This is a genomic window from Kitasatospora sp. NPDC058115, from assembly GCF_042884635.1.
Classification (GTDB): Bacteria; Actinomycetota; Actinomycetes; order Streptomycetales; family Streptomycetaceae; genus Kitasatospora.
The window spans coordinates 82202-106064 of record NZ_JBHVTL010000023.1; the positions used below are offsets into that span (position 1 = coordinate 82202).

The window sequence follows — 23863 nt, forward strand, 5'->3', positions numbered from 1 at the left end:
GTGTCCGCGCGCCCCGGGCGGGCGTTGGACACCCGCAAGGGTGGCCGTGCGCGTGGGTGGGCGGCCGGGGCGGGGCGGGTGCAGGAGAGGGACTCGGTGGCGGCGATGCGTGCGGTGCGGGTGGTGCGTGCGGTGACGGAGCGGGACACGGCGGTGGTCCGGAGTGCCGTGGTGCGCGGCGCGGCGGTCCTGGCGGTGGCCGGGCTGGGGCTGACCGGCTGCATGTCGGTCGGGCCGGGCGCGGACGAGCGGCACGGTGTGGTGCCGGTCGGCCAGGCGGGGACGCCGACCAGGCCCGGGACGACCGCCTCGGCCTCGCCGAGCGGCGCCGGCCACCCGGGGGTCGCGGCCGGGCGCTCGGAGCGGGCGGCGGGCGCGCAGGCGCAGAGCGCGCCGGCCGGGGGGACGAACGCGGCCCCCGGTGAGGCGGGCGGAGGCGTGAACGGTGCGGCGGGCGCGGGCGGCGGCAACGGTGGGGGCGGCGTGAACGGCGCGCCCGCCGGCATCGAGCCGGTCCCGGCGGCGGCCACCGGCGAGTCCGCGCCCGGCGTGACCGGCGGCGCCGGTGGCGCGAACACCAGCCCCGCGCCCCGCCCGGGAGCCGCCGGCGCCGCCACCGGCGGGCCGTCCGGGGGCGCGGCGGGCAGCGGCGGCGGCGCGGGCGGCAGCGGCCACCCGTCCGGCGGCGCCGGGGCCGCCACGGGCGGCACCGGGGGAGGCTCCGGCGGCACGACGGCGTCCGCCCCGGCGGCCAGCCCGACCGGGCGCCCGTCCTCCCCGGAACCCGGCCACACCACCCCCGCCCCGACCGCCACCACGGCTCCGGAGCCCACCCCCGCCCCGAGCACCACCGCGCCCCCCAGCTCGGGTGCGTCGGGCGGCCACTGAGCGCCGATCCGCAGCCTGGCCAGGGCATTTGCCTCCGATCCCCAGGCTCGTCTATGGTGGTAGATCGTTCGTTTGATCCATTTGACTGGCGCCCTACTCCCATCTGGCGCCCTTGGCGCGTTCCGGCGATCCGTGGCTGACCGCATAGAGGCGGTTGTGAAACAGAACCCCGGACTTTGGCGCGTGCCACTTCCGGAAGGTTTTGCATGTCTCTCGTTGACGACGCCCGCTTCGCCATGCCCGCGAGCGAGTCCGCCGCCGATGCCACCACCACCGTTCCCGCCGAGGCCGACGCCGAGCTGATCGCCGCCGTCGACGCCGTCGAGGACACCGACACCGCCGCCGAGGCCACCGACGCCGAGGCCGCCGAGGACGCGGCCGACGAGGCCGCCGAGGCCGACGCCGAGCCGACCATCACCTTCGGCGACCTGGGCCTGCCGGACGAGGTCGTCCGTGCCCTCGCCAAGCGCGGCGTCACCACCCCGTTCCCGATCCAGGCTGCGACCATCCCGGACGCCCTGGCCGGCAAGGACGTGCTCGGCCGCGGCCGCACCGGCTCCGGCAAGACCCTCAGCTTCGGCCTGCCGCTGCTGACCCGCCTCGCCGACGGCGAGCGCACCCGCGCCAAGCACCCGCGCGGCCTGATCCTGGTCCCGACCCGCGAGCTGGCCATGCAGGTCGCCGACGCCCTGGAGCCGTTCGGCTCGGTGCTCGGCCAGCGCCTCAAGGTCGTCTGCGGCGGTACCTCGATGTCGAACCAGATCTACGCGCTGGAGCGCGGCGTCGACGTCCTGGTCGCCACCCCGGGCCGCCTGCGCGACCTGATCAACCGCGGCTCGGCCAAGCTCGACGACGTCCAGGTCGCCGTCCTCGACGAGGCCGACCAGATGGCCGACATGGGCTTCCTGCCCGAGGTCACCGAGATCCTCGACCAGGTGCCGGCCGGCGGCCAGCGCCTGCTGTTCTCCGCCACCCTGGAGAACGAGATCGACACCCTGGTGAAGCGCTACCTGAACAGCCCGGTCACCCACGAGGTCGACCCGTCGGCCGGTGCCGTCACCACCATGACCCACCACATCCTCGTGGTGAAGCCCAAGGACAAGGCGCCGATCACCAACGCGATCGCCGCCCGCAAGGGCCGCACGATCATCTTCGTCCGCACCCAGATGGGCGCCGACCGCGTCGCCGAGCAGCTCGTCGAGGCCGGCGTGAAGGCCGACGCGCTGCACGGCGGCATGACCCAGGGCGCCCGCACCCGGGTGCTCGGCGACTTCAAGGACGGCTACGTCAACGTCGTCGTCGCCACCGACGTCGCCGCCCGCGGCATCCACGTCGACGGCATCGACCTGGTGCTCAACGTCGACCCGGCCGGCGACCACAAGGACTACCTGCACCGCTCCGGCCGCACCGCCCGGGCCGGCCGCTCCGGCACCGTCGTCACCCTGGTGCTGCCGCACCAGCGCCGCGGCGTCTTCCGCCTGATGGAGGACGCGGGCGTGGAGGCCAGCCGCCACATCCTCGACCACGCCTTCGACGCCGAGGTGGCCCGGATCACCGGCGCCCGCTCGCTGGTCGAGGTCCAGGCGGAGAGCGCGGCCAACATCGCCGGCGCCGCCGAGCGCGAGGTCGCCGACATGACCCGCCAGCTGGAGCGCGCCCAGCGCCGCGCCGGCGAGCTGCGCGACGAGGCCGACCGCCTGGCCGCGCGGGCCGCGCGCGAGCGCGCCGAGCTGGGCATCGAGGACGAGGCCCCGGCCGCCGAGGCCGGGACGGCCGAGGGTGCCGCCGCCGACGAGACCGCCGCCCCGGCGGCCGCCGCCGAGCCGGCCGCGGTGACCGAGGAGCGCACCCCGTCGTACCGCGAGGCGCGCACCGAGCGTCCGTCGTTCAACCGTGACCGCGGCGACCGCGGCGACCGCCCGTTCAACCGTGACCGTGACGAGCGCGGCGGCCGTTCCTTCGGCCGTGACCGTGACGACCGCGGTGGTCGTTCGTTCGGTGACCGTGACCGTGGCGGCTTCAACCGTGACCGTGACGACCGTGGCGGTCGTTCGTTCGGTGACCGTGACCGTGGCGGCTTCAACCGTGACCGTGACGACCGCGGTGGCCGTTCGTTCGGTGACCGTGACCGTGGCGGCTTCAACCGCGACCGTGACGACCGTGGCGGCCGTTCCTTCGGTGACCGTGACCGTGGCGGCTTCAACCGCGACCGTGACGACCGCGGTGGCCGTTCCTTCGGTGACCGTGACCGTGGCGGCTTCAACCGCGACCGTGACGACCGCGGTGGCCGTTCCTTCGGTGACCGCCCGGCCCGTTCCTTCGGCGACCGCGACCGCTCCTTCGGCCGTGACCGCGACGAGCGCGGCGGCAGCAACAACCGTCCGTTCGCCCGCCGCGACGACCACCGCTCCGGCGGCCGTCCGCAGTCCGGTGGCTTCAACCGTGACCGCGACGACCGCGGCGGCCGCTCCGGTGGCTTCAACTCCGGCTTCAACCGCGACGACCGCAAGCCGCGTTGGAAGAACTGACGCCGCGTGGCACTGACGCCGCGTAGCACCTGACGCACCCGCGACGGGCCCGTTCCACTCCGGTGGGGCGGGCCCGTCGCCGTCCGCGCCGGCACTGTTGTTCTGCAACCGAGAATAACCAGTGGCGCGGTGCCTCCCCCGTCCCCTACGGTCGGCGGCATGAGCAGCAGACTGCGTGAGGTGGCGACGGTGAACGAGGGCATCGTCGAACGGGGGGACTTCCGCGCGGCCGGGGGTGAACTCGTCGAGGTGGCGGAGCGGTTGACGGCGGCGCGGGCCGGCACGGTGTCCTACGACCCGGCCGCGCTGGACGCGCTGCTCGCGGCCGGCGGCCCTGGTCCGGTGGCGGACCCGGCCACCGTCGAGGTGACGGCCGAGGGCAGCATCGAGGCGGCCCGCCGACTGGCCGGGGCGGGCGCCGGAACGGTCGGGGTGCTCAACTTCGCCTCCGCGCGCAACCCCGGCGGCGGCTACCTGCGCGGCGCCCGCGCCCAGGAGGAGGACCTCTGCCGCAGCGCCCTGCTGTACACCTGCCTGCTGGAGGCGCCGGACTACTACGAGGCGCACCGGGCCTCCACCGACCTCCGGTACAGCCACCGGGTGATCGTCTCGCCCGATGTGCCGGTGGTGCGGGGCGAGGACGGCGGGCTGCTGGCGCGCCCCTACCCGGTCACCTTCCTGACCTCGCCGGCGCCGAACGCCGGCCAGCTCGCCCTGCGCACGCCCGGGGGCGTCGACGTGCGGGGCGTGCTCGCCGAGCGGGCCGAGCGGGTGCTCGCGGTGGCCGCCCGGCACGGGGTGCGCGCGCTGGTGCTCGGGGCGTGGGGCTGCGGAGTGTTCCGCAACGACCCGGCCGAGGTCGCGGAGGCCTTCGCGTACGCGCTCGCCCGGTACGGCGCGGCCTTCGACCGGGTGGTCTTCGCGGTCTGGGACCGGACGCCGGTCTCGCCCAACCGGGCCGCCTTCGAGGCCAGGTTCGGCGGGTAGGCGCCCCGCCCTCAGTCCTTGCGGGTCACCAGCGCCGAGGTGAGCGCCGAGGCGGCGGTCACCACCCCGGTGACGGCGAGGACCGAGGGCCAGGCGCCGATCTTCTTCGCCAGCGGGTGCGAGCCGCCGAAGGCCGCCACGTAGAGCCCGGTCAGCGCGGCCGCGGCGGGCGCTCCCGAGCGCCGGTGCCACTGCGCGGCGGCGCCCGCGCCGGCCACCGCCAGCACCGCCCCGCCGAGCTGCCGCTTCCCGGTCCACCGGGCGACGCCGTAGCCGCCGACCAGGCCGCTCGCGGCGGTCAGCGCGGCCGGTGCGGTGCTCGCGAGCGCGTTCGGGATCCTCGCCATCGTCGACTCCACTCCTCGGCGGGTCCGGTGCGGATCCGCGGCGGGTTCCCGGGGTTCCCCCGGGGCTTTCGACCATAACCCGCCGCCTCCGCCGGCCCGCCCGGGCCCCCGCCCGCCGCCGTCGGGCCGGCCACCGCGCCGCCTGCTCGGCCACCGCGCCGCCCGCTCGGCTACCGCGCCGCCTGCTCGAAGGACAGCGCGGGCGCCGCGGCCGCCAGCCGGGCCGCGGCCTCCTCCGGGGCCAGGACCCGCTCCAGCCGCAGGTCGCCGGGCACCTGCTCGACGAACCGCCCGGCCGCCCAGCTCCGCTCGTACGGCTGCGGGTCCAGGACGAGGGTCCGTACGCCGTCCACCACCGGGATGGACTCCGGCATGCCCTCGTTCCAGATCCAACCGCCGTCCGGCGCGACCAGGTTGAACGCCCCCGTCGCGATGAACCGGCGCCCGTCCAGCCACGCGGTGCGGCTGAGCGCGACCACCTCCGGGTCGGGGCGGGGCCCGGGCAGGTGGCCGCCGCCGATCAGGACCTCGGCGAGCAGGGTGTGCAGCTGGAAGTTGTCGGTCAGGCCGTCCATCCGGAGCAGGTAGCCGGTGCCGCTCGGCCGGTGCAGGACGAGCAGCGGCTCGTCGTCGAGGGCCGCGGCCAGGTACCGCAGGCCCTTGAGGTCGTGCTGCTCGGACCGCTCGCGGTAGCGGTCGATCAGCTCGCCGAGCACCTCCGCCACCCCCTCGGCGCGGGCCGAGCGGCGCACGGCGGCGTGCGTGCAGAGCGCGAACGCGGCCCGCTGCCACAGGTCGAGCGTCCACCAGCCGGCCACCGCCCGGTGGGCGTGCCGGGAGCCCGCGCGCCCGTCCCCGGCGAGCCGGGCGTGGACCGGGCCGGGATCGTCCCGGTCGGGGTCCGGCAGGGCGTCCCCGGCGTCCTCGGCCCACCGGTCGAGCAGCAGCAGCGCCCCGGTCAGCGCCTCGCGCAGCCCGGCGAGCACCGGGCCGGCGCAGGCCACCGGGTCGGCGCCGCGCTCCACACAGGCGCCGACCATCATCGCCAGGTGCGCCCGGGGGAACGGCGGGGTGTCGGTGAGCAGGGCCGCCAGCCGGGGGCCGACGGCCGCCGACTCCGCCTCCCCGGCGGGCCCGAGCGTCCCGCCGACCAGGCGCAGCGCCGCCTCGAACCGCTCACCCCCGTCCGGTCCGTCCGCCGGAGCGGCCACGGCGGCCTCCAGGGCACCCACTGCCCGGGCGAGCGGGGACTGCTGACTGTCCGACGGCCCGCCGGGGCGGCCGTCCTGCGCGGAATGAGGGTCGAACACCATTCGCCGCAGCATAGGGCCCGGGGCTGTCGGTGGCGGGTGGGAGACTCACCCGGTGACCGACCACGAGATCACCGACGGCCTCTACCGGATCCGCAACGTCGCCACCGGCCTGCTGCTGGAGGTCCCCGGCGGCAGCCGCCGCAGCGGCGTGAAGGTGCAACTCGGCGCCGAGGACGGCTCGGACGCCCAGCTCTGGCGGCTGACCGCCGTCCACCGGGGCGGGGCGCTGTTCCACGTCGAGAACGTCGCCGGCGGCAAGCGCCTGGACGTCACCGGCGCCTCGACCGAGGACGGCGTGCCCGTCCAGCAGTGGTCCGCCAACGCCTTCGGCGCGCAGGAGTGGCTGGTCGAGCACCACGTCGACGCGCCCGGCACCTTCACCCTCACCAGCTTCGTCAGCGGCAAGCCCCTCACCGCCCCGGCCGAGGACCAGGACCCGACGGCCCCCGTCCACCAGTGGGAGGACACCGACTCCCCGGCCCAGTGGTGGCACCTGGAACGCCGGTAGTCCCCCCCGCGTGCCCTGCCGCCCCGCCGCCCGGCCTACGCCGACAGCTGGGAGCGCAGGGCGTCGAGCTCGGCCTCGGTGGCGCCGTGGGCGCGGAGGTAGGCGGGGACGGTGCCGTGGTGGTCGTGGATCCAGGTGAAGGACGAGGTGAGGAGCTCCGCCGAGACCGGGCGGGAGATCCGCTCGGCACCGGTCTCGTCGATGTAGGGGGTGGGGCCGTCCAGCAGGCCGAGGCCGGTGTTGGAGAGCAGGAAGTCGGCGGTGATGTCGGCCTCGGAGGCGCCCAGCAGGGACTGGACGACGGCGATGGTGAGGCCGGTGCGGTCCTTGCCGACGGCGCAGTGGACGACGGCCGACAGGGCGCCGGGGGCGCCGAGGCGGCGGATCGCGGCGACCAGGGACGGGCCGGCGGTGGCGGCCATGAACGGGTACAGCTCGGCCTGGTCCTCCGGCCAGGGGCGCTCGGTGTCCTCCCGGTTGGCGGGCAGGGTGGGGAGGCTGAGCGTCTCGTGGTCGAGATCGTGCCGCAGGTCGGGGAAGGCGGTGATCTCGGTGCTGCTGCGCAGGTCTATGACGGTGCGCAGGCCGAGGGCCTTGAGCCGCAGGGCGCCCTCGGGCGTGAGGGTGTGGAGGGAGCCGGAGCGGAACAGCACACCGCGGCGGAGCGCACCGACGCCCCCGGCGTCACGGAAGTTGCGCACGCCGGGGATGTCGATGAAGGCGGACTGCACGTCGTCGGTCATGGCCACCACCGTACGGTCGCCCACCGGGTCAGGGGAAGGAAACTCCGGTTGTCCGGTCAGCGACCGCCGGAGACGTCCAGGAAGGCGCCGGTGCTGTAGGAGGAGGCCGGGGACAGCAGGAAGAGGATCGCCTCCGCGACCTCCTCGGGCCGGCCGCCGCGGCGCATCGGCAGGTTCGGGGCGACCCGGTCGACCCGGCCGGGCTCGCCTCCCAGGGCGTGGATGTCGGTGTGGATCAGGCCGGGCCGCACGGCGTTGACCCGGATGCCCTCGGCGGCGACCTCCAGGGCCAGCCCGCGCGTCATCGAGTCGACGGCCCCCTTCGCCGCCGCGTAGTCCACGTACTCGTTGGGCGAGCCGAGCCGGGAGGCCGCCGAGGAGACGTTGACGATCGCGCCGCCGCGTCCGCCGTGCCGGGTGGACATCCGGCGCACGGCCTGCGCGGCGCACAGGAACGGACCGGTGATGTTGGCGGCCCAGATCCGGTTCAGCCGCGCCTCGTCGATGTCCTCCAGCCGGCACTGCCGCTCCAGCGTGCCCGCGTTGTTCACCAGGGCGGTGAGCGGCCCGAGCTCGGCGTCGACGGTGTCGAACAGCCGGGCCACCTCGGCGCTGCGGGTGACGTCCGCGCGGACGGCGAGCGCGGTGCCGCCCTCGGCCCGGACCGCCTCCACCACCGAGGCGGCGGCGGCCTCGTCCGCCCGGTAGTTGACGCACACCCGGTATCCGCGCCGCCCGGCGAGCAGCGCGGTGGCGGCGCCGATGCCGCGTCCGGCACCGGTGATCAGGACGACGTCGGGCTGCTCGGAACCGTGTGCGGTGGCCATGCTCCGTACCCTACTCGCCGCGCTCCGCCGTGCCCCGGCCCCGGGAATTCGCTGGCCCGCGGCCGCCCCGACCGGCAGACTCCCGGTACCGGCGGACCCCCGCTCCCGGGGGATCCCGTGACCGGCCGACGGGAGGAGCCCGATCCGTGTCCACCCCGCCCGGCACCGTCCTGCTCTCCGGCATCGTCGGCTCGACCGCCTACGGGCTGGCCCACGCCGGCTCCGACGTCGACCGGCTCGGCCTGTTCGCGGCCCCGACCGAGGACTTCCACGGTCTGCACCGCCCCGCCGAATCGCACGTCACCACCGCCCCCGACCGCACCCTGCACGAGGCCGCCAAGTGGTGCCGGCTGGCGCTCGCCGGCAACCCCACCGCCTCCGAGCTGGTCTGGTTGCCCGACGAGCTCTACGAGGTCCGCACCCCGCTGGGCGAGGAGCTGATCGCGATCCGCCGCTCCCTCCTCGGCGCCCGGGCCGTTCGCACCGCCTACCTCGGCTACGCCACCCAGCAGTTGCGCAAGCTGCGGACCCGTGACACCTCCGACCCGGTCACCCGCGCCCGGGCCGCCAAGCACGCCCGCCACCTGGTCCGCCTCCTCGACCAGGCCGTCCACCTGCACGAGACCGGCCGCAACCTGGTGCGGCTGCCCGACCCCGAGCGGGTCCGCGACCTCGGCGAGCGCGTCGCCGAGGACCCGGCCCGCGCCGACCGCCTCCTCGCGGCGGCCGCCGAGCGCCTCGACCGCCCCGGCGTCCTCCCCGACCGCCCCGACGAGCGCCCCGCCGACGCCTGGCTGCGCCGGGTGCGCGCCGCCCACTGGACCCACCGCCCACCGGACGCGTGACTCCGGGCCCACCGGGTAGGATCACGGCGGCCCGCCGCGACCCGGCGGGGCCACGGGCCGCTAGCTCAATTGGCAGAGCTGCGGACTTTTAATCCGTAGGTTCAGGGTTCGAGCCCCTGGCGGCCCACCGCGAAGCCCCCGGTCGACGGTTCGACCGGGGGCTTCTCCCGTTCTCCTCCTGCCGCGGGCCGGCCGACGGTCCGTGCCCGCGACAGGGGCGGCGCGTCGGGGCGTCAGTCGGCGAGGGTCTCCAGGTGCATCTCGCCGTTGGGCATGGCCGCGGTGACGACCTGGGACACGTCCGCGCCGGATCCGACGACCGCGGCGCCCTGCCAGGTGCCTTTGGTGTAGCGGACGTTGTCGTACACGACACCGTCGGTCAGGGTGACGAGGTGCATGTCGCCGTGGGGCAGCGCGGCGACCACGGCCTGGGTGACCGCGCGCCGGAGGCGGCGGCGGTGGAAGGGCTTCCGTCGGGACGGAAGTGGCCCTGGGCCGTTCTCAGGCCAGGCCTGGCCCGGCCCGGGCCGCAGGATCAGCGGGCGGGCCCCGGGCGGCCCCCCGCCCGGGAGGCCCGGTCGGACACCGCCGACCGCCTCACCCTCGCTCCGGGGCCGGCCCCGGAGTGAGGGTCAGGACGGCGTCGACGGCGGCGAGGGCGGCGTGGTCGTGGGTGACCAGCAGGGTGGTGCGGCCGCGGGTGGCGTCGAGGACGTCGGCGAGGACGGCCGCGGCGGTGTCCGGGTCGAGGCCCTCGGTGGGCTCGTCGAGGACGAGGACCGGCGGGTCGGCGAGCAGGGCGCGGGCCAGCAGCAGGCGTCGGCGCTGGCCGCCGGAGACGGTCGCGCCGTCCCCGCCGAGCACGGTCTCCCAGCCGTCGGGCAGGGACTCGATCCAGTCGAGCAGCCGGGCCCGGCGGGCGGCCTCGCGCAGGTCCTCGTCGGTGGCCCCGGGGCGGGCCAGGAGCAGGTTGGCCCGGATCGTGGTGTGGAAGACGTGGGCGTCCTGGGTCATGCCGGTGATCACCCGGCGGACGTCGTCGCCCGCGCAGTCGCGCAGCTCGCGGCCGCCGACCCGGATGCTGCCGGCCTCGTAGGGGACGAACCGCATCAGCGCGGCGACCAGCGTGGACTTCCCGGAGCCGCTGGCACCGAGCAGGGCCACCCGGTGGCCGGGCGGCAGGTGGAGGCTGACGCCGTCGAGGACGGCCGGACCGCCGGGGCGGTGACGGACCCGCAGGCCGGTGATCTCGACGCCGAGCGGGCCGTCGGCGGGGAGCGGGGCCGGGTCGGCCGGGTCGGTGACCGGGGGCGGGGTGTCCAGCAGGTCGGCGAGCCGGCGGGCGGAGGCCCGGACGCCGGAGAGCCGGCGGGCGGCGGCGGGCAGCGCGGTCAGGGCGTCGAAGGAGACCAGGGCGAGCACCGCGAGGACGGTGAGCCGGACGGCGGGCAGCCGGCCGTCGGCGTGGGCGTCCAGGCCGAGCCAGGTGGCGCCGACCACGGCGGCGGCCTGGAGCAGCAGGATCACGGCGGAGGCGAGCGAGGTGGTGAGCGCCGCGCGGCGTTCCAGGGCGGCGATCCGGTCGACGGCGGCCACGGCCCGCCGGTGGGCGCGGCCGCGGGCGCCGTACGCCGCGAGGTCGGCCGCGCCCTCGGTCAGGTCGACGGTGAGCGCGGCGAGTTCGGCGCGGGCGGCCTTCTCGGCGTGCCCGGCCCGGCGGGACAGCGCGAGCACCAGGGCGGGCACCAGCAGGCCCGCCACGGCGAGCAGCACCCCGAGCAGGAGTCCGGCGGAGGGCAGCAGCACCACGGCAGCGCCGGTGGCGGCCGCCGCGACCGCGACGGCGGCGGTGACCGGCACGAGGACGCGCAGCAGCAGGTCCTGGGCGGCGTCGACGTCGGCGACCAGACGGGTCAGCAGGTCGCCGCCGCGGAACGCCGGGGTGCCGGCCGGGGCGAGCGGGACGAGCGCCTCGTACACCCGGGCGCGGAAGCCGGCGACGGCGCGCAGTACGCCGTCGTGGCCGAGCAGGCGGTCGGCGTAGCGCAGGGTGCCGCGGCCGAGGGCGAGGGCGCGCACGGCGACGACGGCGACGGCGACGGCGGACAGCGGCGGCTGTTCGGCGGCGCGGGTGATCAGCCAGGCGGCGGTGGCCGTCAGGGCGGCGCCGCTGAGCTCGCTGCCGGCGGCGGCGAGCACGGCGGGCAGCAGCCGGCGCCAGTGCGGCAGGAGGTGCCGCAGCAGCCGCACGGTGGGGCGGGACGCGGCGCGGGCGGCCGTGCGGGAGCCGGCGCGGGCGGCGGGCGCGGTCACGAGAGGACCAGCCCCTCGGCGGCCGGGGCGGGGTGCAGGACGCCCGCCCGGACGGTGACGATCCGGTCGGCGTGCGGCAGCAGGCCGCGGCGGTGGGCGACCACGATCGCGGTGCGCCCGCGCATGAGCGCGGCGGTGGCCCGGGTCACGGCGGCCTCGCTCTCCGGGTCCAGGTGGGCGGTCGGTTCGTCGAGCAGCAGGATCGGCGCGTCCTTGAGGAACGCCCGGGCGAGGGCGAGGCGTTGGCGCTGCCCGGCGGAGAGCCCGGCGCCGTGTTCGCCGAGCACCGTGTCGTAGCCCTGCGGGAGCGCCTCGGCGAAGCCGTCGGCGCAGGCGGCCCGGGCGGCGGCGCGGACCTCGACGTCGGTCGCGTCGGGGCGGCCGAGGCGGATGTTGTCGGCGACGCTGGCGGCGAACAGGTGCGGGCGCTGCGGCACCCAGGCGACCTGGGTGAGCCAGCCGTCGGGGTCGAGCCCGGCGAGGTCGGCGCCGTCGACCAGCACCCGGCCGGCGCCGGGGGCGGTGAAGCCGAGGAACAGCGCGAGCAGGGTGGACTTCCCGGCGCCGCTCGGGCCCACCAGGGCGAGGTGCTCGCCGGGGCGGACGGTGAGCGAGACCGCGTCGAGCGCGGGCGCGGCGCGGCCGGGGTGGTGGACGGTGACCGCGTCGAGGCACAGCCGCGCCGTCCGGCCGTCGGGGACGGCGGAGGCGACGGGGCCCGCCGCCGCGGGCTCCTCCTCGTCGAGGAGGGCGAAGACCCGTTCGGCCACCGCGATGCCCTCGGCGCTGTCGTGGAACGCCGCGCCCGCCGCGCGCAGCGGCAGGTAGGCCTCGGGCGCGAGGAGGAGGACGACCAGGCCGGTGCGCAGGTCGAGATCGCCGGCCAGCAGCCGCAGGCCGACCGGGACGGCGACCAGGGCCACCGACAGGGTGGCGACGGTCTCCAGGACGAGGGAGGAGAGGAAGGCCACCCGCAGGGTCCGCATGGTGGCCCGCCGGTGGGCGTCGGCCATCTCCCGCACCACGCCCGTCTGGTGGTGCTCGCGGCCGAACGCGCGCAGCGTCGGCAGTCCGGCGACCACGTCCAGGAAGTGGCCGCCGAGCCGGGCGAGCAGCCGCCACTGCCGGGCGGTGCGGCGGGCGGTGTGCAGGCCGACGAGCGCGCCGAACACCGGGATCAGCGGGAGCGTGACCACGATGATCAGCGCGGAGGCCCAGTCGGTCCACCAGAGCCAGCCGATCACCGCGGGCGGGACGACGGCGGTGGCGGCCAGGGTGGGCAGGTAGCCGGTGAGGTACGGGTCGAGGGCGTCCAGGCCGCGGGTGAGCAGGGTGGCCGTCTCGCCGTGCCGCCGGGCGGCCAGCCGGCGCGGGCCGGTGCGCCGCAGCCGTCCGACGAGGCGCTCGCGCAGGGCGCGTCCGGTCTCGGCGGCGGCGCGCTGGGCGAGCGCGCCGCGGGCCCAGGCGAGCAGGGCGCGCAGGGTGAGGACGGCGCCGAGGGCGGCCAGGGCGGGGAGCTGCGGGCCGTGTCCGGCGAAGCCGTCCGCGAGCAGGCCGGCCAGCAGGACGGCCTGGCCGACGACCAGGGCGGCGCCCAGCAGCGCCAGTCCGGCCGAGGTGGTGAGGTGGCGCCGCACCACCGGGAGTTCGCGCCGCAGACGGCGTTCGGCCGGCTTCATCCCGTTGCTCCCTCCCGGGGCCTGCCCGGTGTGCGGTGCGGATGGATCGCGCGGGCCGGCGGCGGTGGACCGCCGGCCCGCGGGGGGACGGTCAGAAGTAGCCGGTGTGGCGCAGGCCGGTCCGGCCGCGGAACGCCCACCAGCTCCAGGCCTGGTACACCAGGATCAGCGGGATCACCACCGCGCCGAACCCGATCAGCAGCTTCAGCGTGGCCCCGTCGGCGGCGGCCTCGCCGACGGTCATCCCGGCCCCGGAGGAGGCGGTCAGCAGGTACGGGTACTGGCCGGCCCCGACCAGCAGCACGGGCAGCGCGGTCGCGGCGCAGGTGGCGCTGAACGCCAGGCCGTCGCGGCCGCGGCCGAGGAACCACCAGCCGGCCGCGAGGGCGGCGGCGAGGAGCGCGAACAGGACCACCGAGGTGGCCGTCCTGGTCATCGAGGCGCCCGCCCCGAACAGCGAGAGCACCAGCGCGAGGGTGCTCGCGGCGCCGGCCGCGGCGAGCAGCGTCGAGCCCGTCCGCCGGGCGGCGGCGGCGAGCGCGGGCTCGGAGCGGAGCGCGACGAAGGCCGCGCCGTGCCCGGCGAAGAGCAGCGCCGCGGCCGCCCCGCAGAGCAGCGTGAACGGTGCGAACACCTCGCCGGGGCCGATGTGGAAGGAGCCGTCGGCCCGGCGGGGCACACCGTGCAGCAGCAGGCCGACCACGAGGCCCCAGCACACCGCGGGCAGCGCGCCGCCGAACACCACCAGGGCGTTCCACAGGCGCAGCGCCCGGGCGCCGCGGGAGCGGCCGCGCAGCTGGACCGCGGCGTTGCCGAGCACCAGGCCCGCCAGGATCGCCACGACCAGCGGGTACAGGCCGGACAGCAGGCTGCCCTCCAGGTGCGGGAAGGCGCCGAACAGCACACCGGCGAAGGCGACCAGCCACACCTCGTTGCCGAGGAAGAACGGGGCGATCGCGTCGAGCGCGGCGTTGCGCGTGCCGGGCTCCGGTACCCGTTCCGGTTCCCGTTCCCCGGCGGGCGGGCCGCCGAGGAACGGGGACAGCATCTGCACGCCGTAGTCGTAGCCGCCGAGCACGAAGTAGCCGGCGAGCAGCAGCCCGAGCAGGGCCAGCCAGAGGGTCTCCAGGCTCATGCGGCCCAACCTTCCGTCACGTCAGGGGAGTTCATCTCGGTGCGGGACCCTTCGCCGGCTCAGAAGGCCGGGACCGGCAGCGTCTCGCCGCTGCCGTCCGCCTCGGGCAGGTCGTCGTCGGCCGGATCGCCGGCGCCGAGCTGGGCGCCGTCCGGGCCGCGCCGGGCGAAGCGGGTGATCAGCGTCCAGTTGACCGCCGCGAGGGCGGCGAAGACGGCGATGAACACCGTGCACGACACGACCAGGGAGCCCCGGCCGACGTCGGAGAGCGCGTCGTCGACGGTCAGCTCGCCGTAGACGAGCCACGGCTGCCGGCCGATCTCGCGCACCACCCAGCCGCCGACGGAGGCGATGAACGGCAGCGGGATGAGCGCGGTCATCAGGTAGCAGAGCCAGCGCTTGCGCACCAGCAGGTCCTTCAGCAGCAGGAAGACGGCGACGAACGTGATGGTCGAGACGAGGTTGCCGAGGCCCGACATCAGGTCCATCGAGCCCTTCACCCAGCCCTGCCAGGGCACGTAGTCCCCGGGGCCGTACTGGGCGACCAGCCGTGCCTGCTCCTCGGCGACGCCGCTGCCCTCCAGGACGGCGGCCTTCATCGGCTGGGTCCGCTCGATCACCGGGACCTGGAGGTTGCCGACGACGACCACGAAGAACGAGGACAGCATGGCCACCCAGACGCCCAGCCGCAGCGAGCTGCGGAACAGCGCGGTCTCGCGGGTGCCCTTGGCGAAGTGCCAGGTGCTGACGCCGGCGACGAAGACGCCGCCGGTGGTGAGCGCGGCGAGCGCGACGTGACCGAGCGCGACCAGCGCGTTGGAGTTGGTCAGCAGGGCGCCGAAGTCGGTCAGGTAGGCGACGCCGGAGCGCACCTCGTGGCCGACCGGGTGCTGGAGGAAGCCGTTGGCGACCATGATCCAGAACGCCGAGGCGTACGCGGTGAGCGCGACCAGCCAGATCAGCGCGACGTGCACACCGCGGTGCAGCCGGCCCCAGCCGAAGATCCACATTCCGAGGAAGGTGGACTCGGCGAAGAAGGCGACCAGGGTCTCCAGGGCCAGCGGGGCGCCGAAGACGTTCCCGGCGTACTTGCTCAGCCCGCTCCAGCTGAGTCCGAACTGGAACTCCATGACGAGGCCGGTCACGATGCCGACCGCGTAGTTGATGACGTACAGCTGGCCCCAGAACCGGGTCATGCGTTCGCGCACCGCGCGGGTGGCGGGATCCCGGGTGAAGGCGGCCCGGGTGTGCATGAACGCCACCAGGGGCACCAGCCCCATGGTGAGGATGACGAAGAGCCAGTGCACGCTGGTGGTGGCCGCGAACTGGAGTCGGGCCAGGTCCGCAGCGCTCATGAGGCGACCTTCCGGGTCGGCGGACGGGCAGGGTGAGGGGGATCGGGTTCCTCGCCACGGACGTGCGAGGTGGCGGGCATCGCTGCCCGCCACCGGTGCGACGAACCCCGCCGACGACGGTAGGTGATGATTGCTTATACGTTCCAAGACCGGTTTTGCTATGTGCCGATAACCCGCCAGGCATCAGCAGAGGTGAACCGTGGATTTGCTGCAGTTGCGCCACTTCCAGGCCGTCGCGCGTTTCGAGCACATCAGCCGCGCCGCCGAGGAGCTGAACATCGCCCAGCCCTCGCTCAGCCGCACCATCGCCCGGCTGGAGGCCGACCTGGGCACCCCGCTGTTCGACCGGCAGGGGCGGCGGATCCGGCTCAACCAGTACGGCGCGGTGTTCCTGCGCCACGTCGACCGCGCGCTGAGCGAGCTCGACGCCGGGTGCCGGGCGCTGCGCGAGGCCCGGGAGAGCGGGCTCGGCCGGGTCGGCGTCGCCTCCGAGACCCTGCTGACCGTGACCCATCTGATGGGCTCCTTCCGGGCCGCCCACCCGGGGGCCGAGGTGCGGCTCTCGCAGGCCAACGCGGTCGAGATGGACCGCCAACTGCGCGGCGGGGAGGTCGACTTCTGCGTGGCCTCGCAGCCGCTCACGGGCCCGGACCTGGCGTCCGTCGAACTGCTCCGGGAGGAGGTGCTGCTGGCCGTGCCGCGCGGGCACCGGCTGGACGGCCGGGGCAGCGTGACGATCGCCGAGCTCGCCGACGAGCCGTTCGTCACCACCCGCCGAGGGCACTGGCAACGCGCGCTGCTGGACCGGCTGTTCGCGGCCGAAGGGCTCATCCCCCGGCTGTCCTGCGAGGGGGACGAGCCGGGGGCCAGCCAGGACATGATCAGCTGCGGCCTCGGCGTCGGCCTCATCCCGGCGATGTCCCGGCTGTCCGGCACGGACACCCACGTCCCGGTCGCCTGGGTGCACGTGGAGGCCCCGGGCTGTCACCGGGTGCTCACGCTGGTCTGGAACCGGACCGCCTACCACTCCGAAGCGGCCCGCCGGTTCCGGGAGTTCGCCGTCAGCCGGCCGCTCATGACGCACCGGCGCCCCGGCGCCCCGGGGGTCCGCCTGCGCGGCTGACCCGTCCGGCCGGGGGCCGGCCGGGAGGTGACCCCGGTCACGCCCGGGCCCGGCATCCCCGCAGCCGGGCCCGCAGCCCTGCCCGCCGCCCCGTCCGCCGGGCCGTCCGCCGGGCCGCATTCGGCCGCACGCGTCGGCCCGGTCTGGCATGATGTCCACGGTGTCGGGGTGCTAGCTCAATGGGTAGAGCAGCGGACTTTTAATCCGTAGGTTCAGGGTTCGAGCCCCTGGCGCCCCACCGACACGAAGGCCCGGGCCGGACACCTCCGCCCGGGCCTTCGCCGTTGCGGGCGAGTGCGCCGCGTCGACGGATCGTCTTGATCTGACGAACAGTTTGTATGATCCAAAGCGGGTCTGTTGGGGGACGACGGATCCGCTGTGGGGGCTGCGCGGGGCGCAACCCCGGGGGCGTTCATCGGTTATTGCGACCGTCGTACGTGCAACCCCGGGGCGACCCCGTCCGTCTCTCTGTGTGCAACGCGTCCGGATGTAGGGGGGCGCGCTGTCCGGCGGTGAAAGGTACACGCATGTCAGGTCAGTGGGGCGAGGGCCCGGCTCGCGGTGACGACGCGCCCGGTGCGCTCACGGCCGACGGCGCGAACGCCGGCGCGGTGCCCCCGCCGCGGCCGGGCGGCCGTGCCGAGGCCCGCCGGGCCGCCCAGGGCAGGCCGCCGGTGGCACCGCCCGGCGGCCGGGCCGCGGCCAGGGCGGCGGCCCGCAAGCCCAAGTGGGGCGCCAAGAAGATCGTCGCCTGGTCCGCCGCCGGGGTGCTCGTGCTGATGGCGGGGACCGGCGGGCTGATCTACTACAAGCTGAACGGCAACATCAAGTCCTTCGACCAGGACGCGGTGGCCAAGGACCGCCCGCCGGAGGCACAGGCCGACGCGGCCGGCAACAAGCCGGTCAACGTCCTGCTGATCGGCTCCGACAGCCGGGGCAAGAACAACTCCGACCTCGGTGGCGGCGAGGAGGGCGGCGCCCGCTCGGACACCACGATCCTGCTGCACGTCTACGCCGACCACAAGCACGCCGTGGGCATATCCGTGCCGCGCAACGCGATGGTGGCCATCCCGCCCTGCAAGCTGCCCAACGGCACGTGGACCAAGGGCGAGAAGAGCCAGCGGTTCAACGCGGCCTTCTCCACCGGCGGTTCCGAGGACGGCAACCCCGCGTGCACCCAGAACACCGTGGAGAAGCTCACCGGGATCCGGGTCGACCACACCATGGTGGTCGACTTCTCGGGCTTCTCGGCGATGACCAAGGCGGTCGACGGGGTCGACGTCTGCCTGCCGCAGGACATCCACGAGGGCGACGTCAACCCGAACCTCGGCAAGAAGGGCGCGGTGGTCCTGAAGCAGGGCCTGCAGAAGGTGGAGGGCCAGCAGGCACTCGACTACGTCCGGCTGCGCCACGGCATCGGCGACGGCTCCGACATCGGCCGGATGAAGCGCCAGCAGGCCTTCATCAGTTCGCTGGCCTCCAAGATCAAGAGCCAGGGCCTCAATCCGGCGAACCTGCTGCCGCTGGCCGACGCCGCCACCAAGTCGCTGACCGTCGACCCCGGTCTCGACAGCGCCGACAAGCTGATGTCCTTCGGCCTGTCGTTGCGCAACATCGACCTGCACGACCTCAAGTTCGTCACCCTGCCCTGGCGCTTCCGCAAGGTCGACAAGGAACTCGACATCGTCCAGCCGGACGCCGACAAGCTCTTCGACACCCTCAAGGCCGACCGGACCATCGACGGCCAGAACGCCACCGGCGAGCAGCCCCCGGAGGCCGCCGCGCCGACTGCCCCGGCCGCTCCGGACACCGGGGCCACCACGGCCACCACGGCCGCCGTGTCCGCCGCCTCCCCGCTCGCGACCGGGACCGCCAACAAGGACGTCAAGGTGTCCGTCTACTCCGGCACCACGGCCCCCGGCATGGCCGCCAAGGCGACCGAGCAGCTCAAGGCCGCCAAGTTCACCGCCACCGCGGTCGGCCCGGCGAAGAACCTCAAGTACACGACCACGATGGTCCAGTACGGCTCGGGCCAGAAGGCGAACGCCGAGAAGGTCGCCGAGCTGTTCCCCGGCGCGGTCGTCGAGCCCGGCACCTCGGCGGGCGTCACGGTGATCGTCGGCAAGGACTTCGCGGCGGCCAACGGCGCGGCGGCCACCCCAGGTGCCACCGGCGGTTCCGCCGCGGCCCCCTCCGCCCCGGCCGTGCCCACCCCGCTGCCCACCAGCGTCACCGAGGACGCCCGCTCGGCCGACGACAACATCTGCGACCGGACGACGTACGGTTCCGGCGGCTGAGGCCCGGGGCGCGCGGCCCCCGGCCGCGTGCCATGGTGGGCCTGTCGGACACGCCGGGGGGAGCAGCAGGCCCGAAAGGCGGAACCCATGGCCGAGATCGCCCTGGAGCTCGACATCGCCGCTCCGCGCGCCGTCGTCCTGGCCGCGCTGACCACCCACGACGGCCTCACCTCCTGGTGGACCACCGACGTGGAGAGGGAGGACGACCTGCTGCTGCTCGGCGTGCCCGGCGACCCCGAGCCCTACCGGCTGCGGCGCGAGCGCACCGGCCCGGATCGGGTGGTCTGGACGAACGCCGGGGCCTTCCCGCCGCACTGGGCCGGCACCTGGATCAGCTGGGACCTCGCCGAGCGGTCCGACGAGCAGGGCGGGCCCGGCCACCGCACCCGGCTGCTGCTGCGGCACGGCGGCTGGCAGCCCGGCAGCGAGGAGGGCGTGCCGATGGTGGCCGGCACCTGGGCGCAGCTGCTCGTCCGGCTCAAGGACTACGCGCAGAGCGGCAAGGCGCAGCCGTTCCACACCGCGGGCGGCCACCACCACGCGCCGTGACCGCCCGCGCCCCGCCGGTGAACGCCCGGCGGGCGGCGACCCGCCGGGACCCCGTCCGGTGGCGGGATCGCGGAGGCGCGGCGATCGTGGGCGGTGTACGGCCGTCGGCCGCGCGGCCGGGCAGGCCGCGTCCCCGGCGGTCCGCGCGGCGGACGACCATCGCTTGGAGGCCCAGGAATGCCCGTAGTCACCGCACCGTACAAGCCCGGCACCCCCTGCTGGGTGGACCTGACGACGAGCGACCAGCAGGCCGCGCTCGACTTCTACCGCGACCTGCTGGGCTGGCAGGGCGAGGTCGGCCCGGCCGAGTTCGGCGGCTACGCCGTGTGCTCGCTGAACGGCAAGCCGGTCGCCGGGATCATGGCCCGCTCCGCCCCGGAGGGCCAGCCGCTGCCCCCGGTCGGCTGGACCACCTACCTCGCCACGGACGACGCCGACGCCGCCGCGCAGGCCGTCGCCGGCGCCGGCGGCACGATCGTCCACCCGGTGGCCGAGGTCGGCGCCACCGGCCGGATGCTGGTCGCCGCGGACCCGACCGGCGCGGTGTTCGGCGTCTGGCAGCAGCTGGACTTCATCGGCGCGGGCATCGTCAACGAGCCCGGCGCGCTGGTCTGGAACGAGCTCAACACCACCGACACCGCCGCGGCCGGCCGGTTCTACCAGCAGGCGTTCGGCCTGCGCCCGGGGACCATCCAGGGCATGGACGGGTTCTACTCGCTCAACGTCGGCGACCACACGGTGGGCGGCATGCAGCCGGTCGCCGAGTACCTGGCGCCGGGCACGCCCTCGCACTGGATGACCTACTTCTCGGTGGACGACACCGACTCCACGGTGGACGCCCTGGTCAAGGCGGGCGGCTCGGTGATCCAGCCGCCGTTCGACATGCAGGCCGGGCGGATGGCCGTGGTGCGCGACCCGCAGGGCGCGGCCTTCGCGGTCACCTCCACCCCGGACTCGCCCTGAGCGCCCGCCGCCCCCGGCGGACCGCCCGTTCCCGCGACGCGCCGCCGGGAATGGGCGGTACGGCGCGCGCGGACGGGTAAGACTGCACCCATGCTGGGGCTACCGGACGACATCCGCGCTTTCCTCTTCGACCTCGACGGGGTGCTCACCCAGACCGCCACGGTGCACGCCGCGGCCTGGAAGGACACCTTCGACGCCTTCCTGCGGGCCGAAGCCGCCCGCACCGGGGGGCCGTTCATCCCGTTCGACGCCGTCGCCGACTACGACGCCCACGTGGACGGGCGGCCGAGACTCGACGGCACCCGCGCCTTCCTGCACAGCCGGGGCGTCGACCTGCCCGAGGGCACCGACGCCGACCCGCCGGGCGCCCGCACCGTGCACGGCGTCAGCCGGGCCAAGAACGACACCGTGCTGCGGATGATCCGCGAGCAGGGCGTCGCCCCGTACGACGGCTCGGTCCGCTACGTGCGCCGGCTGCGCGCGCTCGCCCTGCCCACCGCCGTCGTCTCGTCCAGTGCCAACTGCCGGGACGTGCTGCGCGCGGCGGGCATCGAGGGCTTCTTCGACGTGATCGTGGACGGCGTCGTCGCCAAGCGCGAGGGCCTGCCGGGCAAGCCCGCGCCGGACACCTACCTGGCCGCGGCCCGGGCGCTGGGCGTCGAGCCCGCGCACGCCGCCGTGTTCGAGGACGCGCTGGCCGGGGTGGCCTCCGGGCGGGCGGGCGGCTTCGGCGCGGTGGTCGGTGTGGACCGCACCGGCCAGGCCGCCGAACTGCGCCGCGACGGCGCCACGGTGGTCGTCCGCGACCTCGCCGAGCTGATCCCCGACGACCCGGGCCGGTCCGACGACCCCGACCACCCCGACCACTCCGGTGACTCCGGTGACTCCGGTGACGACGGCCGGCCCGCGGAGGCGTCGGCATGACCGGCCAGGAGCGCAAGGACCGTCAGGAGCAGCCCTTCGCCGTCGACCCGTGGCAGGTCGCCGAACACGGCCTCGACCTCACCGCCCTGGCCCGCGCCGAGTCCGTCTTCGCGCTCTCCAACGGCCACATCGGCCTGCGCGCCAACCTCGACGAGGGCGAGCCGCACGGCCTGCCCGGCACCTACCTCAACGGCGTCTTCGAGCTGCGCCCGCTGCCCTACGGCGAGGGCGGCTACGGCTACCCGGAGTCCAGCCAGAGCGTCATCAACGTCACCAACGGCAAGATCATCCGGCTGCTGGTGGACGACGAGCCCTTCGACCTGCGCTACGGCGAACTGGTCAGCCACCGCCGCTGGCTGGACTTCCGCGAGGGCCTGCTGCGGCGCTCCGCCGAGTGGACCTCGCCCGCCGGGCGGACCATCAAGGTCGACTCCACCCGGCTGGTCTCGCTCACCCAACGGGCCGTCGCCGCCGTCGAGTACACCGTGGAGGCGGTGGACGGCCCGGTGCGGGTCGTGCTGCAGAGCGAGCTGGTCGCCAACGAGCAGCTGCCGGGCGGCCCCGAGGGCGACCCGCGGGCCGCCGCCGTGCTGGAGGCCCCGCTGCTCGCCGAGGCGCACCACGCGGGCGGGACGAAGGGCGTGCTCGTCCACCGCACCCGGTACAGCGGCATCCGGGTCGCGGCCGGCATGGACCACGTGATCGAGGGCCCGGAGCGGCTGGACACCGTGGCCGAGTCGGAGGCCGACCACTGCCGGATCACGGTCACCACCGTGCTGCACCCCGGCGAGCGGCTGCGGCTGGTGAAGTTCATGGCCTACGGCTGGTCGGCGACCCGCTCGCTGCCGGCCGTCCGGGACCAGGTGGAGGCCGCGCTGACCGCCGCCCGGTACACCGGCTGGGACGGGCTGATCGCCGAACAGGAGGATTTCCTCAAGGAGTTCTGGGAGACCAGCGACATCGAGATCGAGGGTGACGTCGAACTCCAGCAGGCCGTCCGGTTCGCCGTCTTCCACGTGCTCCAGGCCGGCGCCCGCAGCGAGGAACGCGCCATCCCCGCCAAGGGGTTGACCGGGCCCGGCTACGACGGCCACAGCTTCTGGGACACCGAGGCCTTCGTGCTGCCGGTGCTCACCTACTGCCTGCCCGCCGCCGTCAACCAGGCACTGCGCTGGCGGCACACCACGCTCCCGCTGGCCCGCGACCGCGCGGCCCAGCTCGGCCTGGCCGGAGCGGTCTTCCCGTGGCGCACGATCCGCGGGGAGGAGTGCTCCGGCTACTGGCCGGCCGGCACCGCCGCCTTCCACATCGGCGCGGACATCGCGTCCGCCGCCGCCCGCTACGCCCGGGCCACCGGGGACGACGAGTTCGAGCGCGAGTACGGGCTGGAACTGCTCGTCGAGACCGCCCGGATGTGGCGCTCGCTGGGGCACCACGACGCCGTCGGCCGGTTCCGCATCGAGGGCGTCACCGGCCCCGACGAGTACAGCGCCATCGCGGACAACAACGTCTACACCAACCTCATGGCGCAGACGAACCTGCGCGCCGCCGCGGAGGCCGCCGCCCGGCACCCGCGCGAGGCCGCCGCGCTCGGCGTCAACACCGAGGAGACCGCCGCCTGGCGGGACGCGGCCGCCGCGATGTTCATCCCGTACGACGAGAACCTCGGCGTCCATCCGCAGGCCGACGGCTTCACCGACCACCAGGTCTGGGACTTCGAGAACACCCCGCCGGAGAACTTCCCGCTGCTGCTGCACTACCCGTACTTCGACCTCTACCGCAAACAGGTGGTCAAGCAGGCCGACCTGGTGCTCGCCATGCAGGTCCGCGGCGACGCCTTCACCGACGAGCAGAAGGCCCGCAACTTCGCGTACTACGAACGGCTGACCGTCCGCGACTCCTCGCTCTCCGCCTGCACCCAGGCGGTGATCGCCGCCGAGGTGGGGCAGCTCGACCTCGCGTACGACTACACCGCCGAGGCCGCCCTGATGGACCTGCACGACCTCGGCGGCAACACCCGCGACGGCCTGCACATGGCCTCGCTCGCCGGGGCCTGCATCGCCCTGGTGGCCGGCTTCGGCGGGCTGCGCGACCACGGCGAGGTGCTCTGGTTCCGGCCCCGGCTGCCCAGCGGGATCATGCGGCTCAGCTTCTCGCTGCTCGTCCGCGGACAGCTGCTGGGGGTGCGGATCGACCACGACGAGACCACGTACACGCTGCGCCGGGGCGAGGTGATCCACCTGCGGCACGACGGCGAGACGGTCCAGGTGAAGGCGGGCCGGCCGGTCTCGGTGCCCACCACCACCCCGCCCGCCCAGGAGCGCTGCAGCCAGCCCCCCGGCCGCGAACCGGCCCGCCGCCAGGCCCAGGCCGGCCTCTCCACCGGCCGCATCACCTCCGGCCCCGACCACCTGGCCGCCGAGTAGCCCGCCCACCGGCTCCACCGGCTCCACCGGTCCACCGGTCCACCGGTCCACCGGTCCAGCCGAGGGGCGCCCCGACCGCCGGGGCGCCCCTCGGCCCGGTCCGGGGCCGGGTC

General features: G+C 75.5%; 20 protein-coding genes and 2 tRNA genes. 13 read left to right on the top strand and 9 right to left on the bottom strand.

Annotated elements, in window-relative coordinates; all coding sequences use genetic code 11:
* Positions 1-96: 96 nt before the first annotated feature.
* The 3 genes from ACFVVL_RS24195 (at position 97) to ACFVVL_RS24205 (ending at position 4403) form a co-directional block, all read left to right on the top strand.
* Positions 97-888, top strand: a complete 792-nt coding sequence (locus ACFVVL_RS24195; protein WP_387678488.1) for a hypothetical protein — start codon at positions 97-99, stop codon at positions 886-888.
* A 206-nt stretch (positions 889-1094) separates the two neighbouring features.
* Positions 1095-3416, top strand: a complete 2322-nt coding sequence (locus ACFVVL_RS24200; RefSeq protein ID WP_387678491.1) for a DEAD/DEAH box helicase — start codon at positions 1095-1097, stop codon at positions 3414-3416.
* Between the two features lie 159 nt (positions 3417-3575).
* Positions 3576-4403, top strand: a complete 828-nt coding sequence (locus tag ACFVVL_RS24205; RefSeq protein WP_387678494.1) for a TIGR02452 family protein — start codon at positions 3576-3578, stop codon at positions 4401-4403.
* Positions 4404-4414: 11 nt separating this feature from the next.
* Here the strand turns inward: ACFVVL_RS24205 and ACFVVL_RS24210 are convergent, their stop codons facing one another.
* Positions 4415-4750, bottom strand: coding sequence for a hypothetical protein (locus ACFVVL_RS24210; protein WP_380291042.1), 336 nt, complete (start codon positions 4748-4750; stop codon positions 4415-4417).
* 170 nt (positions 4751-4920) lie between these two features.
* Positions 4921-6063, bottom strand: coding sequence for a hypothetical protein (locus ACFVVL_RS24215; protein WP_387678497.1), 1143 nt, complete (start codon positions 6061-6063; stop codon positions 4921-4923).
* A 52-nt stretch (positions 6064-6115) separates the two neighbouring features.
* Between ACFVVL_RS24215 and ACFVVL_RS24220 the strand changes: the two genes are divergently transcribed.
* Positions 6116-6571 (top strand): RICIN domain-containing protein, encoded by a 456-nt coding sequence (locus ACFVVL_RS24220; protein WP_387678500.1) that lies wholly within the window; start codon positions 6116-6118, stop codon positions 6569-6571.
* A 35-nt stretch (positions 6572-6606) separates the two neighbouring features.
* Here ACFVVL_RS24220 and ACFVVL_RS24225 read toward each other — a convergent pair whose 3' ends face one another.
* Together ACFVVL_RS24225 and ACFVVL_RS24230 are read right to left on the bottom strand one after the other, a co-directional pair.
* Complete coding sequence (locus ACFVVL_RS24225; RefSeq protein ID WP_387678503.1) at positions 6607-7314, bottom strand: tyrosine-protein phosphatase; 708 nt, start codon at positions 7312-7314, stop codon at positions 6607-6609.
* A gap of 56 nt (positions 7315-7370) precedes the next feature.
* Entirely contained in the window at positions 7371-8141 is a 771-nt protein-coding gene (locus ACFVVL_RS24230; RefSeq protein ID WP_387678506.1) for an SDR family oxidoreductase, read from the bottom strand.
* A 146-nt stretch (positions 8142-8287) separates the two neighbouring features.
* Between ACFVVL_RS24230 and ACFVVL_RS24235 the strand changes: the two genes are divergently transcribed.
* A complete protein-coding gene (locus tag ACFVVL_RS24235) occupies positions 8288-8986 on the top strand; it encodes a DNA polymerase beta superfamily protein (protein WP_387678509.1) in 699 nt (232 codons plus the stop codon).
* A gap of 54 nt (positions 8987-9040) precedes the next feature.
* A tRNA-Lys gene (locus tag ACFVVL_RS24240) sits at positions 9041-9113 on the top strand.
* Positions 9114-9219: 106 nt separating this feature from the next.
* Here the strand turns inward: ACFVVL_RS24240 and ACFVVL_RS24245 are convergent.
* The 5 genes from ACFVVL_RS24245 to ACFVVL_RS24265 all read right to left on the bottom strand — a co-directional run bounded on the left by ACFVVL_RS24245 (position 9220) and on the right by ACFVVL_RS24265 (position 15468).
* Positions 9220-9411 (bottom strand): hypothetical protein, encoded by a 192-nt coding sequence (locus ACFVVL_RS24245; RefSeq protein WP_387678512.1) that lies wholly within the window; start codon positions 9409-9411, stop codon positions 9220-9222.
* A 172-nt stretch (positions 9412-9583) separates the two neighbouring features.
* Complete coding sequence (gene cydC / locus ACFVVL_RS24250; protein WP_387678515.1) at positions 9584-11299, bottom strand: thiol reductant ABC exporter subunit CydC; 1716 nt, start codon at positions 11297-11299, stop codon at positions 9584-9586.
* A complete protein-coding gene (gene cydD, locus ACFVVL_RS24255) occupies positions 11296-12978 on the bottom strand; it encodes a thiol reductant ABC exporter subunit CydD (protein ID WP_387678518.1) in 1683 nt (560 codons plus the stop codon). The genes cydC and cydD overlap by 4 nt, the downstream gene beginning before the upstream one ends.
* A 91-nt stretch (positions 12979-13069) precedes the next feature.
* The gene (locus tag ACFVVL_RS24260) at positions 13070-14113 is read right to left on the bottom strand and encodes a cytochrome d ubiquinol oxidase subunit II (protein WP_387678521.1); all 1044 of its coding nucleotides are present in this window, start codon (positions 14111-14113) and stop codon (positions 13070-13072) included.
* Positions 14114-14172: 59 nt separating this feature from the next.
* A complete protein-coding gene (locus ACFVVL_RS24265; protein WP_387678524.1) occupies positions 14173-15468 on the bottom strand; it encodes a cytochrome ubiquinol oxidase subunit I in 1296 nt (431 codons plus the stop codon).
* 199 nt (positions 15469-15667) lie between these two features.
* On the opposite strand from ACFVVL_RS24265, the gene ACFVVL_RS24270 reads away from it, so the two are divergent.
* From ACFVVL_RS24270 to ACFVVL_RS24300, 7 genes are all read left to right on the top strand, one after another.
* A complete protein-coding gene (locus ACFVVL_RS24270; protein ID WP_380291020.1) occupies positions 15668-16591 on the top strand; it encodes a LysR substrate-binding domain-containing protein in 924 nt (307 codons plus the stop codon).
* Between the two features lie 165 nt (positions 16592-16756).
* Positions 16757-16829 (top strand) — tRNA-Lys (locus tag ACFVVL_RS24275).
* 289 nt (positions 16830-17118) lie between these two features.
* Entirely contained in the window at positions 17119-18888 is a 1770-nt protein-coding gene (locus ACFVVL_RS24280) for an LCP family protein (RefSeq protein ID WP_387678528.1), read from the top strand.
* An 87-nt stretch (positions 18889-18975) separates the two neighbouring features.
* Positions 18976-19437 (top strand): SRPBCC domain-containing protein, encoded by a 462-nt coding sequence (locus tag ACFVVL_RS24285; RefSeq protein ID WP_387678531.1) that lies wholly within the window; start codon positions 18976-18978, stop codon positions 19435-19437.
* A 177-nt stretch (positions 19438-19614) separates the two neighbouring features.
* Positions 19615-20400 carry a VOC family protein gene (locus ACFVVL_RS24290; protein WP_380291014.1) on the top strand — a complete coding sequence of 262 codons (786 nt, stop codon included), beginning with the start codon at positions 19615-19617 and terminating at the stop codon, positions 20398-20400.
* 90 nt (positions 20401-20490) lie between these two features.
* Positions 20491-21324, top strand: a complete 834-nt coding sequence (locus ACFVVL_RS24295) for an HAD family hydrolase (protein WP_387678534.1) — start codon at positions 20491-20493, stop codon at positions 21322-21324.
* A complete protein-coding gene (locus ACFVVL_RS24300) occupies positions 21321-23750 on the top strand; it encodes a glycoside hydrolase family 65 protein (RefSeq protein WP_387678537.1) in 2430 nt (809 codons plus the stop codon). Before ACFVVL_RS24295 ends, ACFVVL_RS24300 begins: the two co-directional genes overlap by 4 nt.
* Positions 23751-23863 lie beyond the last annotated feature (113 nt).

Bases quoted from the DNA above. Each gene is read 5' to 3' on its own strand.
- ACFVVL_RS24280 (WP_387678528.1), top strand. From the start codon at position 17,119: ATGTCAGGTCAGTGGGGCGAGGGCCCGGCTCGCGGTGACGACGCGCCC.
- ACFVVL_RS24215 (WP_387678497.1), bottom strand. From the start codon at position 6,063: ATGGTGTTCGACCCTCATTCCGCGCAGGACGGCCGCCCCGGCGGGCCG.
- cydD (WP_387678518.1), bottom strand. From the start codon at position 12,978: ATGAAGCCGGCCGAACGCCGTCTGCGGCGCGAACTCCCGGTGGTGCGG.
- ACFVVL_RS24205 (WP_387678494.1), top strand. From the start codon at position 3,576: ATGAGCAGCAGACTGCGTGAGGTGGCGACGGTGAACGAGGGCATCGTC.
- ACFVVL_RS24265 (WP_387678524.1), bottom strand. From the start codon at position 15,468: ATGAGCGCTGCGGACCTGGCCCGACTCCAGTTCGCGGCCACCACCAGC.
- ACFVVL_RS24300 (WP_387678537.1), top strand. From the start codon at position 21,321: ATGACCGGCCAGGAGCGCAAGGACCGTCAGGAGCAGCCCTTCGCCGTC.
- ACFVVL_RS24295 (WP_387678534.1), top strand. From the start codon at position 20,491: ATGCTGGGGCTACCGGACGACATCCGCGCTTTCCTCTTCGACCTCGAC.
- ACFVVL_RS24260 (WP_387678521.1), bottom strand. From the start codon at position 14,113: ATGAGCCTGGAGACCCTCTGGCTGGCCCTGCTCGGGCTGCTGCTCGCC.
- ACFVVL_RS24200 (WP_387678491.1), top strand. From the start codon at position 1,095: ATGTCTCTCGTTGACGACGCCCGCTTCGCCATGCCCGCGAGCGAGTCC.
- ACFVVL_RS24225 (WP_387678503.1), bottom strand. From the start codon at position 7,314: ATGACCGACGACGTGCAGTCCGCCTTCATCGACATCCCCGGCGTGCGC.
- ACFVVL_RS24230 (WP_387678506.1), bottom strand. From the start codon at position 8,141: ATGGCCACCGCACACGGTTCCGAGCAGCCCGACGTCGTCCTGATCACC.
- ACFVVL_RS24290 (WP_380291014.1), top strand. From the start codon at position 19,615: ATGCCCGTAGTCACCGCACCGTACAAGCCCGGCACCCCCTGCTGGGTG.
- ACFVVL_RS24285 (WP_387678531.1), top strand. From the start codon at position 18,976: ATGGCCGAGATCGCCCTGGAGCTCGACATCGCCGCTCCGCGCGCCGTC.
- ACFVVL_RS24210 (WP_380291042.1), bottom strand. From the start codon at position 4,750: ATGGCGAGGATCCCGAACGCGCTCGCGAGCACCGCACCGGCCGCGCTG.